Here is a 13,065-nt window from a genome sequence, read left to right as displayed (position 1 = left end):
GGCAATTGCTTTAGCAGCGTTAAGAGCATTGGACACAGGTAGCGATCCATTGTTGTTGGTGCTAGCCGCAGATCATGTTATTCAAAACATCCCAGCTTTTCATTTAGCGATTGAACAAGCTAAAAAACTTGCTGAGCAAGACAAGCTAGTGACTTTTGGAATACAGCCACAAACTGCGCATACTGGCTATGGTTATATTGAGGCTGAAGAGAAAAACGCTCCAAGCAAAGTTAAGCAATTTGTTGAAAAGCCCGATTTAGCAACAGCAGAATCTTATCTGGCTGCTGGAAACTTTTTTTGGAACAGTGGTATGTTTCTTTTTAAAGCATCCACTTATATAAATGAGTTGCAAAAGTATTCACCTGATATGGTGAGCGCTTGTAAAACAGCTCTTGAAAACTCCATTACAGATCTCGACTTTATACGCGTTGATCCCGAAGCATTCGAACAGTCTCCAAGCGACTCAATTGATTATGCTGTGATGGAAAAAACGACCAAAGCAATGGTTGTTCCATTGGATGCAGGCTGGAGCGATGTTGGCTCATGGTCATCGCTATGGGAAACCTTCCCACAAGATGAAAACAATAATGTGTTAATTGGTGACGTTATTATTGACTCAGTAAACAACTCCTATATTCATAGTGAAAATCGCTTGGTTACTGTACTTGGTTTGGATGATGTTGTAGTGGTTGAAACGCATGATGCCATCATGGTGGCTCACAAAGACCAAGCTCAAAATGTAAAAAATATTGTTGAAGCTCTTAGTAAGCAAGATAGAAAAGAAGTACATACCCATCGCAAATGTTATCGCCCTTGGGGAAGTTATGATTCGGTAGATATTGGTGAGCGCTTTCAGGTAAAACGGATTACCGTAAATCCTGGCGCTTCATTATCTTTGCAAATGCATTATCACCGTGCCGAGCATTGGGTGGTTGTGAGTGGAACTGCAGAAGTCACAAGAGATGAAGAAGTCATGTTATTGGGTGAAAATGAGTCTACCTACATTCCCTTGGGTAGCGTACATCGATTAAGAAATCCTGGCCGAGTTCCTCTGGAAATTGTTGAAGTGCAATCTGGTAGCTATTTGGAAGAAGATGACATTGTTCGACTTCAAGATAGTTACAACCGTCAATAATCAACAAATGAGGTTCTGCGGAACAATCTATGGCCCAAGGTAAAATCAGACACTACGATTCTAAAATAAACGCTATTTCAAGACTGATAGATAGCGCAATTATTTTAGTGACATTTTTGGCGTTAATGGATTTATTTGCCATTGAATGGCAGCCCAAACATGTCTGGTCATTGTTATTTGCCATAATCTTGTTCCACTTCTTCGCTGAGTCACAGGATGCATACCGTTCATGGCGAGGAACATATCTACGTGACGAAATAACCGCAGTATTGTTTTCATGGGGAACCAGTATTGCAGTACTGGTCGCTATTGAACTAATTGTTATCAATGAACAGACTTATGCTGCACCTTTTCTAATTATTTGGTTTATTGCCACTCCAATTGAATTGATTTCCTGGCATGCCATTGTTCGAATGGTATTAGGAATAATGCGCTCCAAGGGGCTGAATACCCGTCGCGTAGCGATCGTAGGCGCAACTGAGTTAGGATATAGATTAGAGAAATCCTTTGATGATATGGAGTGGACTGGCTATCGTTTCAGTGGGTTTTATGACGATCGTAAACCTGCTCCTAATCGGCGTTTGGATGAAGGAAAAGCAATCGTTGTCGGTAGTATTGAAGAGCTCATAACTGACTGTAGAGCCGGTAAAATTGATGTCGTCTTTATTACTTTATCGCTCGCTGCAGAAGCACGCATTCGTTTAATTACTGAAAAATTAGCTGACACAACCGCTTCAGTTTATTTAGTCCCTGATCTTTTCACTTTTAATTTGCTTAACTCAAGATGGGTAGATTATCAGGGCATTACAGCTATCAGTATTTATGAAACACCATTTGCGGGTATTGATAGTGCGATTAAGCGTATAGAAGATATTGTATTGAGCTTTTTGATACTTTGTATGATTGCTATTCCAATGTTATTCATTGCTATTGGAATAAAGGCAACTTCGAAAGGCCCCGTATTTTTTAAACAAACTCGTTACGGTATGGATGGCGAAAAAATTAAGGTTTGGAAGTTTCGCACCATGACGGTCGCTGAAGATGGTGACAAGGTCATTCAAGCTAAAAAGGACGATCAACGGATAACGCACTTCGGCGGTATTTTGCGTAAAACATCGCTTGATGAATTACCGCAGTTTTTTAATTCGCTAGGTGGTTCAATGTCAATTGTAGGACCAAGACCTCACGCAGTGGCACATAATGAAGAATATAGGGCAAAAATTCAGGGTTACATGCTTCGGCATAAAGTTAAACCAGGAATCACTGGATTAGCACAGATAAACGGCTTTCGTGGCGAGACAGATACGCTAGATAAAATGGAAGGCAGGGTTAAGTACGACCTTCAATATATCCAGACATGGACTTTACTTCTCGATCTAAAAATTATTTTATTAACGATCACTAGAGGTTTTGTTGGAAAGAATGTATATTAATACCAGAGCTCAAATTTTCGATATGACATCGCTGTCTACTTCGATGAGATATTGAGACTCGTTCTCATGGATTAAAACTCAACGTAATTTCTTTTCCTGAACTTGGTTATCTAACGCAAGATAATTCAATTGCTGGAATGATGAACTAGAGAAGTTTCTGAGAGTCATTTCCTCGGGGCCAATGTTGTTCCCGATAATCTAGCCAAACTTGCCGCGAGGTAAGGTCGGAAAGCCACGGATCTTTAAGGAAACTTTAAGATGGCCGGGTTGCATTGTGAAATTTTTTCATAAAGGAAATTACCATGAAAAAAACGATGCTATTTTTTGCAGCCTTGTTACTATCTTTTAACGCTAGTGCAGCATCTTTGACCTTAGTCGGTGATGCTGGAAATAAAGGTACAGTTGGTATTAGTTCGGGAGAAGTTGTAACAGCGTCAACATCACCATTAGCTAGTGGTGCCTTCGTTAGTGATGCGTATACAGTTACAAGTGATATAGCTGCTATTGCCACTCTATCTTTAACGTTTAATCCATTAGCCCCAACTACTGCTGTTTCAATTTTTGATGGAATGGACATTGTGGGTTTAAGCATTACCAAAATTGGTTCATTAGGTATTCTTGAGTACACATGGTTATTAGAAGCAGCAACTGAATATGTAATCAACGTATTCATTGGTAAAGCACTTTCTGGTAGTAACTACGATTTACGTTTAACCGCTGCAGGTATCAGTGAAGTTCCATTGCCTGCTGCATTGTGGTTGTTTGCACCAGCATTGTTGGGTTTTTTAAGCTTTCGCCGTAAAGCTAATAAACTTTCATTAGCATAAATTTGCAAGTTAACAATTGTTAGTTTGATAAGGAAAGGAAGCTTCCGCTTCCTTTCCAACGTAAGAATAATGAAATATTTTTACGCTATATTAAAATTCCATTAGATGAACTATCTCAATCTAATAATCAGTTTCCAGAGAAATCTGGAAAAGTTGTTGTTTCAATCAATGACTTGCCAAACTTATCGTGAGGTAAGGGCGGAAAGCCACGGATCTTTGGGTTATTTTTAAAGATGGCCGGGTTGCATTGTTTAAATTTTTTCATAATCATTAGGAAATTCTCATGAAAAAAACGATGCTATTTTTTGCAGCCATGTTGTTCTCGTTCAACGTTAATGCAGCTTCATTATCATTAGTTGGTGCAGATTCCAATGCAGGTACAGTTGGAATCGCTTCAGGTTCAGTTGTTACTTCTGGTTGGAGTGCCGGTGGTATCGGTGGCACAACCATTAACGATGTATTTACTGTTTCTTCTGATGTTGCTACCACAGGAACGTTGTCTCTGACTTTTAATCCATTAATCCCTAACAGAACTTCGGTTTCAATTTTTGATGGTGTTACAACTACATTGTTAGATGTGATCAGAATTGGTTCACTGGGTGTTGTTGAATATTCTTGGATGTTGGAAGCTGCAACAAACTATGTAATCAGCGTAATGATTGGTCGTGGCGCTGCAGGAAGCAACTACGATTTACGTTTGGACAGTGGTATTAGTGAAGTACCTGTACCAGCAGCATTATGGTTATTTGCTCCAGCATTATTAGGCTTTTTTGGTTTACGTCGTAAAGCAATGAAAGCTGCTGCATAATTTAAGAGTTAACAATATTGTTAGTTTTAAAAAAGGGAACCTCGGTTCCCTTTTTTTTGAAAATGGCATAATTTAAAAAAATGTTGTTCGATAATTCACAAAGCATCAAATGACATTTAACCTTAATTTATATGATGCTTATCACAAAGTTTTCGGTAATTAGTACCATAGTACAATTACATTTCCAGTTTTTGATTGTTAAATTGCAACTGTACTTCTGAGAGATGTTTCTGGAAGACGCTAAGCGCGAGACAGTGTCGTCTCGTTATAAAAGCCAAACTTGTCGTGAGGCAAGGTCGGAAAGCTACAGATCTTCGATACTTTAATGTTGAAGATGGCTGGGTTGCATTGCTTAATTTTTCAATTTAAAGGAAATTATTATGAAAAAAGCGATGCTGTTCTTTGCTGCATTATTGTTCTCTGTAAATGCGAGTGCTGCTTCATTAACTTTGGTTGGTGACGCTGCAAATGCGGGTGTTGTTGGTATTGGTTCAGGTCCAGTTGTTACTGCTGCTTGGAGCTCATCAGTATCTGGTGGAGAATCAGTTAATGATTCTTATACAGTTACTACTGATGCTTTAACAGGTGGTTTACTGTCATTGACATTTAATCCATTAGCTGCGGGTACATCTGTATCAGTAACTAACGGTGGAAATGTGGTTTTCCCAACAATTACACCAATATTAAATCTTGGTGTAACTGAATACTTTTGGGTATTACAAGCGGCAACTGATTATGTGATTAACATTATGATCAGTACAGCTGCAGCAGGTAGTAACTATGACCTGCGTGTAGAAACACCAATTCCAGCTGCATTATGGTTATTTGCTCCAGCATTATTAGGCTTCTTCGGCTTACGCCGTAAAGCACAAGTAGCTGCTGCATAAAACCAGATAAGTTAACAATATTGTTAGTTTTAGGAAAAGGGAGCTTCGGCTCCCTTTTTTTTGACAAATTAAGCTGTTATCATCGAATCTGAAAGTAAATTATAGCCACGGAGAAGGATTCATGAAAAAGTTACTCAGTTCAGCTTTTTTTCTAACAATAATCTCAATAACATCAAATGTTTATGCTGATGAACCCTACACACTAAACCCAGGTGATCGCTTGTTTATCTCCGTTTGGAACGAGGAAGCATTACAAAAAGAAGTGATTATCTTACCGGACAGTACAATTTCATTTCCCCTTGCAGGCCAATTTAACACTCAAGGTAGAACAGTTATTGAGTTGGAAGACGAGCTAAAAGCAAAATTATCTGACTATATATCCGATCCAGTTGTAAACATTACCGTGAATGCAGTAGCCGGTAATACCGTTCATATTATTGGTAAAGTTCTACGCCCAGGTTCGTTTTCAATGAGCCAGCCATTAGACGCTATGCAAGCTTTAAGTTTGGCAGGCGGATTAAATACCTTTGCTGAAGAAAACAATATTATTATTTTGCGACGTAATGGTGATAAACAAGAAATTATTCCAGTTCATTATGCCCGTATCAAAAAAGGTCAATCATTAGACTCAAATGTCATGTTGAAAAGTGGTGATGTAATTATCATTCCTTAATATTGAGGAATATTGGCCCACTGAAATGGAGCAAACATGAATAACAGAGTACTGCTACCTATTGCTCTGGTTTTGGCCAGTCAATCCACATTGTTAACTGCAGCAGAATACGTAATTGGAGCAAAATTTTCTCCTACATTCACTTACGATGATAACGTTCAGCTTCGTGAAGATAAAGAAGGGAGTTTCTTTACTCGTATTCAACCAACTCTTGTATTATCAAGAGCTGAGGCTAACTCGAAAATTACTTTTAATACTGGATTAAGCGTTGAAAGATATACAGATTTGAAAGATCTGGACCGAGAAGATCCTTTTGCAAACTTTTCAGCCGGTTGGAATACTGAACGTAGTTCATATGGTTTATCTGCCAGTTATGCTGAAAGAGCGCAGCGTTCAATTGCAGAAGAAGATACTGGTGATTTTGCTTCCAATGCAACAGTTGAAAGTATTAATTTCGCACCAACATACAGTTATCAGCTGACCGAAAAAGATTCGATATACGCAAGTTATAATTACAGTGAAAGAAAGTATTCTGACACAGAAACAGATATTGATAATCCATTGGGTACGAGTTTTAACGACAATAAAACGCATACTGTTACCAGTGGCTGGCAGCGGACATGGACAGAGAGGCTAACCGCTGGTTTGGCACTAACATATGCGACTTATAAGTCTGAAGGTATTCAGCAATCGGAATACGATACCTATAACCTTGCAATAACTAGTAGTTATCTGCTCACAGAAAAGTGGTCTATATCAGGTCAATTAGGTTACAGAACTTTAGAAAACGAAATTACGCCGGTTCTTGGCCCTAAACTTTCAGATAAAAGTTCTGGATCCCTTTTTAATCTCTCCACCAAATATACAGGTGAAATAAATAGCCTATCTTTTTCACTATCACGTTCATTAGCGCCATCAGGTGAAGGTAATGTGAATGAGCAAGATAGAGTGAGTTTAACGTGGGACAGAAAAGTATCTGAAAAATTATCTTTCAATATCAATACAACTTATCAAGAGTCTCAAACAGTTGATAGATTCAATACAACAGATAGAGAATACTTTCAGTTTTCTCCTGGTATGTCATGGAAATTACAAGAGGACCTAAACCTGCGTTTTGGCTATCAATATAGAGAACAAAAAAGTTCTGATAGGGGAGATGCGGATGGTAACATGGTGTTCATTACGGTTGGGTATGATTGGGATGGATTGCGTTATTCCCGCTAAATTAAAGAGATAAAAATGGAAGAAGAAGTAAAAGGCATTCGGGATTATTTGGAGGTCTTCTGGCGTCGTAAATATTGGATTTTGATTCCAGCAATAGTTTTAATGACCGGTGTAGCTATTTTTACCTATAGTTTACCCGCGACATATAAATCAGAAGGCCTTATTCTGATTGAATCACAAGAAATTCCGCAAGATTTAATCCGAACAACCGTCACCAGTTATGCAGATCAGCGTATTGAAGTCATTAAGCAAAGATTGATGACAACGACTCGTGTTATGCAGATTGTTAACAAATACAATTTATACGCAGAAGAACGCCAAAAATCTCCAACAACTGGTCCAATTGTCTCTTTGTTTAGAGAGAATGTTAGTGTCAATATTGTTCAGGCGAACGTCACTGACCCGGTAAGTGGTCGAGCTAAACGCGCCAGTATTGCCTTTCGGGTTTCTTTTTTAGATAAAGATCCTCGCATTGCGCAGCAAGTTGCAAATGAACTGGTTACAGAATTTTTAAATGAAAACGTTAGAACTCGAACAGATAGAGCCGAAGACACCACGCAGTTTTTAAAACTGGAGGGTGACCGGATGCAGAAAGAAGTTCAGCAAACTGAAAGAGAAATTGCCGAATTTCGTGATCAATACAGCGATAGCCTGCCAGATCTGCTTCAGTACAACTTGTCAATGGTACAAAATACTCAGCAGGAAATTGCAGCAGTTGAAAATCAAATCATGGTTCTAGGTGATCAAATCACTACCATGTCATTGCAGCTATCAATGATTCCACAACAAAACGTGCCAGGTGCTGTGGCGGGGCCACAAGCAACTCCTGAACAAGTTGCCTTGGAACGTTTACGTGCAGAATTGCGGTCTATGCAGAGCCGTTATTCAGAAAATCACCCGGATTTACAGCGTGTTAAACGTGAAGTCGCTTCTCTAGAAGCTCAAGTTGGTTCAACACTGTCACCAAGACAGTCAGTTGAGGCCGAAATAACTGCGGTTCAGTCTAATCTCCAAAATCTCAAACAACGTTATGCCAGTGAGCATCCTGATGTAAAAGCTGAGGAAGCAAATCTTGCCAAGTTACAGCAACGTTTAAGAGATCTTCCTGCTGAAGATGTCAGCAGTGCAGTAGTAGAGACGAGTAACACTAATCCTGTTTATGTTGAAGTCAAAGCCAAAATTGATTCAATTCAGCGCGAAATTGGTCGTCTGAGAGATCGTGAGCAAAGATTGAGAGCTAAACTTGTTGATTATGAAAACCGCGTAGTGCAAACCAATCAGGTACAACGTGCCTATATGGACTTAACGCGTGATCATGAAAACAAGTTGAATCAATATCAGCAATTACGTGCCAAGCAGTTACAAGCAGAGCTCGCACAAACATTAGAATCTGAAAATAAAGGTGAAAGTTTTACTTTAATTGAACCACCACAGGTTCCAAGTTCAGCTGAAAAACCAAATCGTCCAAAACTTTTAGCAATGGGGTTTATGGCTTCTGTTGGCTCTGGAGTTGGCTTAGCATTTTTAATAGAAATGTTCTTTGGTGGTGTCCGTGGTTATAGCAATATTTCTCGTATTGTCGGTAAGCCTCCCTTAGTTGTAATACCCTTTATTAGAACTGAAAAAGAGAAAAGTAAGAGACGAGCTTTAATTTATCGTTGGCTAATTGTTTTAATTTTAATTGGTATTGCTGCCATTGCAGTGTTTCATTTTTTCGTAATGGATCTGGAAGTATTCTGGTTCAAGTTGCTGAACAAGCTTAGCTTGCTGTAACAGCACCCTAAATCAATAAATAGATTGGTAACTTATAATGGATAGAATTCAGAAAGCACTAGATAAAGCAAAAGAAAAACATGCCCAACAGCCTGTTATTAAACCCAAAAATAATATCGACACACGAAATGTAAAAAATCGTGTGGAAGACCCTCTGGAAGAAAATGTATTAGAGTCGATATCTTATTCGCAAACCAAAGTCATTGATGTTTCAAACAGTACACTTGAACGTAACCGGATAATTGCAGGGTTTTACAATAATCCTCAGTCCGCTGTTTTTCGGATGCTACGCACGCAAGTATTAAAAAAAATGCGTAGTAATCGTTGGCAAACCTTGGCGATTACCTCGCCAACAGCCGGAGAGGGCAAGTCAGTAGTTGCAGCTAATTTGGCTATCGCCATTGCAATGGAATTGAACCAAACTGTCTTATTGGTGGATATGGATCTTCGTAACCCAAGCATAAGTAAAAACTTTGGCTTAAAACCTTCTCTGGGCCTTCGTGAATATCTATCAGGTAACTATGAGTTGTCAGAAGTGTTAATGAACCCAGGCATTAAACGTTTAGTTATTTTGCCGGGACTTGGCAGAGCTGACGATTCTGCAGAACTTCTATCTAGTCCAAAAATGGCAAGTTTGGTTACTGATATTAAATCGCAATATGATTCACGTGTGATAATTTTTGATGTTCCCCCGTTATTACAAACTGATGATGTTTTGTTATCTGCTGGTTATTTTGACAGTACATTATTAGTTCTCGAAGATGGCAAAAATAACGAATCCAATATCACGAAATCTCTACAATTATTGGAAGGCTCTCATCTGCTTGGTACTGTAGTAAATAAAGCAGCCCATCATCCTGAACATCAAAATTATTAATTCATGTATACAGAACACTTTGGACTGACAAGTAAACCCTTTAATCTGGTTCCAGATCCCACTTTTCTCTATTTAAGCCCTAATCACAAAAAAGCATTAACTATGCTTGAGTATGGCTTAATGAGCCATGCTGGATTCACTGTAGTAACGGGGGAGATCGGGGCGGGTAAAACTACCCTGATAAGAGCACTTTTATCGAAAATTGAAGATGATTGTGTAATTGGGTTAATTAATAACACCCATGAGTCATTTGGTGAACTAATGACTTGGGTATTAGATTCCCTTGAAATTGACTCAACCGCCACTGACAATGCAGGACGTTATCGTGACTACATTAACTTTGTAGTCGAACAACATGCTCAAGGAAAAAGAGTAGTTCTGATTGTTGATGAAGCTCAAAACCTGTCTGTTCAAGCCCTGGAAGAGTTACGCTTATTATCCAATGTGAATATTGATTCAGATATCTTTTTGCAACTGGTTTTAACTGGTCAACCAGAACTCATTGATAAATTAAACCTGCCAGAACTAAAACAATTTGCTCAACGGATTGGAGTGGAATTTCATTTAAAAGCTCTCAGTTATCCTGAAACTCAGAACTATATTGAGTACAGACTCCAGATTGCAGGGTCTAGTAAAAAGATATTCACAAATGAAGCTTGCGCGGTAATCTATTGTTATAGCGAAGGAATTCCACGCCGAATCAATAACCTGTGTGACTTTGCATTGGTATACGCTTTCGCTGAAGATAAACAGGAAATCGATGTTCCACTGCTATTAGAAATGATCCGTGATAAAAAGGCTACGCGGATTGTTCAATCAAACTTTTCAGAAAACCCTGACGTTAAAAGAGTTCGAGGTTGGCTACTGGAGCAACATAATATTCAGCTTCAATAACGGGATTTTTTCCTTATAAATGCTAATCATTACGAAATGTGAATAATGTCACGTTAATCAAAGACCGTTAAATTTAATATTCATTCATCTCCAATCTTTCGCGGAGGTGATATTAAGCCAAATGAACGATATGACCTTTTAAAAATCCTCTGCCCCCCAGAGTTTTTTGGCCCGGTGGTAACACCGGGCATTTTATTTTAGCCGTCTAAAAATAATCACATCCTTTTATGTTAAGGTAACCTCTAGGACGTATAAGTAAGCATAATTTTGCTCACTAGTAGTCATAACAACAATTTCGTTCGGGGTCGTTTAAGAATGTGTGAATCGAATCACTATTCTTTTATATTATTAGTCATATCATTTGACCCGCATCATCTATTTATATAACGGGGGGGATGGTCATGAATCTATTTTCTAAACTGCTAGGTGCTTCTTTGCTGATTCTATTCAGCGCAACTTCTCAAGCTCAAAACTACTATGTTTGTGACACGGGTGATGACGCAAATGATGGTAAGTCTGAAGCTAAACCATTTAAAACTCATGCAAAAGCGATCGAAGCATTCAATAAGATGTTTGCTGGGGACAGTGTTCTTTTCTGCCGTGGTGGTGTTTTTTATGCGGATAAAGAAGTTAGATTATCTAATTCACGATGTGGTGCTGCAAAAGTATGCACAATCGGGGATTATGGTTCAGAAACTTTACCTAAACCTATTATTCAAGCTGTTGGTCAAACACCTTTCAACTTTCAAAATGGTGGTGATTCAAGGCCCGATGGTGGCTACGTAGTCAAAAATCTATCGATTATTAGTAATGAAAAATCCGGCGCTGGGATCATGCTTTATAACGAAGTAAATGACATGATTGTTGAAAATGTTCATATTGAAGGTTTCAACGTGGGTTTTTACGCAGCTGGTGCAAATAAAGCATCTTCAGGGAATCAGGCAAACAATCGCTTGATATTACGTGACTCACTTATTATCAACAATCATAAACAAGGTTGGTTAGGTGGTTGCAATGACTGCTTGATTGAAAATAATATCTTTGAAAATAATGGTCGTGTTGAGCGATTCGACCATAATATCTATATAGACAGCCCTAACAAATCTCAAAGTTTTGAAAATAGAGGCATTACAATACGTGGAAACACTTTAACCAAATCAGCAATGGTGAATGGCAAATGTGCTGGTAGCTCGTTAGTGGTTCACGGCATTATTAAAGATTTGGTTATTGATAACAATTTAATTAAAGAAGAAGTGGGTAAGGTAACGCCTTATTGTTGGGGAATTCAGGTTGATCCAGGCAATCAACTAGATGAATCATTCATTGGAGTGAAGATCACAAACAATAAGCTTGTAAACATGGGTAATACTGGTATTGCCTGCTCATCATGTGTAAATGTTGAAATTAAGAATAACTCGATTATTGATGAAGGCAATATTCTTAGAAATGGTATTTCGATTCCGAATAAAAAATCTGAAGATACAATCAAGAGTGAAAACATCGTTATCGAAAACAATACAATCATGTTGAGCCATGAGTGGGGGTATGGTATGAACCTCTCTGGTTCTAATCCATTTGTAGCTAGAAACAATACAATTAGCATCAACGAGTCCCACAGTAATTCACGTTGTTTTATGTTGGCTGATGCTAATTCAAATACCGATGTTTCAAACAATAGTTGCGGCAGTCACACGAAGGTTTCAATTATTGACCAAAATCAAACAGTAACTCCAGTAGAAGAAGATAATGAAACTACGCCAGTAGACGTTGTTGAAAATGAAGATGAAAGTTTAACTCCTGTTGAAGACGTAGAATTGGTAGAAGCGGAGCCAATTGATGAAGTTGTCAATGACACTCCATCTGAAGATGTAATAGATCCGAGTGAATCTGTATCAGAAAATGCTCCTGTAAGTGAACAGCCATCTCAAGAGCAACAATTGACAGATAATGGTGAAAGTAACCTGGTTGGTGGTTCTGATTCACAAAATATTGACGTTAAGCCAGCTTTTGCCACAACAGGCCAAACTCGTTCAAATATTAGTAATATAAGTGAGGTGGGTGGGGAATTTAATTCGAATTCTTCAGGTGTTAAACCATCAGGTAGAGCATCCGGTGGCGGTGGTTCGTCATCAAAATCATCCAGCAAAAGCTCGTCTACTAATGTAACCTCAAGTGAACAAGATAGCCTGACTGGTGACATTGCTTATTTTGAAACCTTTCAGTCAGCCAATGATACGAGTATAGAGTCCAGTATTGATATTCCGGCTGAATCAAAAACTATAGAAAACAGTAGTCCTAGCATTACAAAAATGAAAGATGTTATTCAGGCGACACGAGAAGACTTATCTGAATTGGATCCATCTCAATGCCGTGCTTCAGCCAATGGTAAATGTTTGATGAGATAACATGACCTTTCCCCCAAATTTAGTGCCATGACATTGATGAGATTTCCAATAAAATATGGGAGTTGGAGATCTCAAAATGAAAAAACGTTACAGCGAAGAACAAATCATCAAAGCCATCAAACGGCATGA

The 13,065-nt window shown here is 38.6% G+C and carries 11 protein-coding genes and 3 riboswitches; all 11 genes read left to right on the top strand.

All coding sequences use genetic code 11. From position 1 onward, the window contains the following. Positions 1-1,135, top strand: a 1,135-nt coding sequence (locus E8Q33_RS00055; RefSeq protein WP_136552452.1) for a mannose-1-phosphate guanylyltransferase/mannose-6-phosphate isomerase, incomplete at its 5' end; no start/stop codon positions are given. Positions 1,136-1,164: 29 nt separating this feature from the next. Then, the gene (locus E8Q33_RS00050) at positions 1,165-2,568 is read left to right on the top strand and encodes an undecaprenyl-phosphate glucose phosphotransferase (protein ID WP_136552040.1); all 1,404 of its coding nucleotides are present in this window, start codon (positions 1,165-1,167) and stop codon (positions 2,566-2,568) included. A 191-nt stretch (positions 2,569-2,759) separates the two neighbouring features. After that, a riboswitch (cyclic di-GMP riboswitch) is annotated at positions 2,760-2,843 on the top strand. 27 nt (positions 2,844-2,870) lie between these two features. After that, complete coding sequence (locus tag E8Q33_RS00045) at positions 2,871-3,395, top strand: hypothetical protein (protein WP_136552038.1); 525 nt, start codon at positions 2,871-2,873, stop codon at positions 3,393-3,395. Between the two features lie 165 nt (positions 3,396-3,560). Then, positions 3,561-3,645: riboswitch (cyclic di-GMP riboswitch) on the top strand. 33 nt (positions 3,646-3,678) lie between these two features. Then, on the top strand, positions 3,679-4,203 hold the full coding sequence (locus E8Q33_RS00040; RefSeq protein ID WP_136552036.1) for a hypothetical protein: 525 nt from the start codon (positions 3,679-3,681) through the stop codon (positions 4,201-4,203). A gap of 263 nt (positions 4,204-4,466) precedes the next feature. Further along, positions 4,467-4,554, top strand: a riboswitch (cyclic di-GMP riboswitch). 29 nt (positions 4,555-4,583) lie between these two features. Then, entirely contained in the window at positions 4,584-5,090 is a 507-nt protein-coding gene (locus tag E8Q33_RS00035) for a hypothetical protein (protein ID WP_136552034.1), read from the top strand. A 121-nt stretch (positions 5,091-5,211) separates the two neighbouring features. Then, positions 5,212-5,763 (top strand): polysaccharide biosynthesis/export family protein, encoded by a 552-nt coding sequence (locus E8Q33_RS00030; protein WP_136552032.1) that lies wholly within the window; start codon positions 5,212-5,214, stop codon positions 5,761-5,763. Positions 5,764-5,799: 36 nt separating this feature from the next. Beyond that, positions 5,800-6,987, top strand: coding sequence for an autotransporter domain-containing protein (locus E8Q33_RS00025; RefSeq protein WP_136552030.1), 1,188 nt, complete (start codon positions 5,800-5,802; stop codon positions 6,985-6,987). A 15-nt stretch (positions 6,988-7,002) separates the two neighbouring features. Beyond that, positions 7,003-8,760 carry a sugar transporter gene (locus E8Q33_RS00020; protein WP_136552028.1) on the top strand — a complete coding sequence of 586 codons (1,758 nt, stop codon included), beginning with the start codon at positions 7,003-7,005 and terminating at the stop codon, positions 8,758-8,760. 37 nt (positions 8,761-8,797) lie between these two features. Next, a complete protein-coding gene (locus E8Q33_RS00015) occupies positions 8,798-9,637 on the top strand; it encodes a CpsD/CapB family tyrosine-protein kinase (protein WP_136552026.1) in 840 nt (279 codons plus the stop codon). Positions 9,638-9,640: 3 nt separating this feature from the next. Further along, positions 9,641-10,531 (top strand): ExeA family protein, encoded by an 891-nt coding sequence (locus tag E8Q33_RS00010; protein ID WP_136552024.1) that lies wholly within the window; start codon positions 9,641-9,643, stop codon positions 10,529-10,531. Positions 10,532-10,932: 401 nt separating this feature from the next. Then, the gene (locus tag E8Q33_RS00005) at positions 10,933-12,936 is read left to right on the top strand and encodes a hypothetical protein (RefSeq protein ID WP_136552022.1); all 2,004 of its coding nucleotides are present in this window, start codon (positions 10,933-10,935) and stop codon (positions 12,934-12,936) included. The last annotated feature ends 129 nt before the right edge of the window (positions 12,937-13,065 follow it).

This window comes from Methylophaga sp. SB9B (assembly GCF_004832235.1).
GTDB lineage: Bacteria > Pseudomonadota > Gammaproteobacteria > Nitrosococcales > Methylophagaceae > Methylophaga > Methylophaga muralis.
The sequence above is the reverse complement of the archived record's forward strand: the minus strand, read 5'-3'. Positions and strand labels throughout refer to the sequence as shown.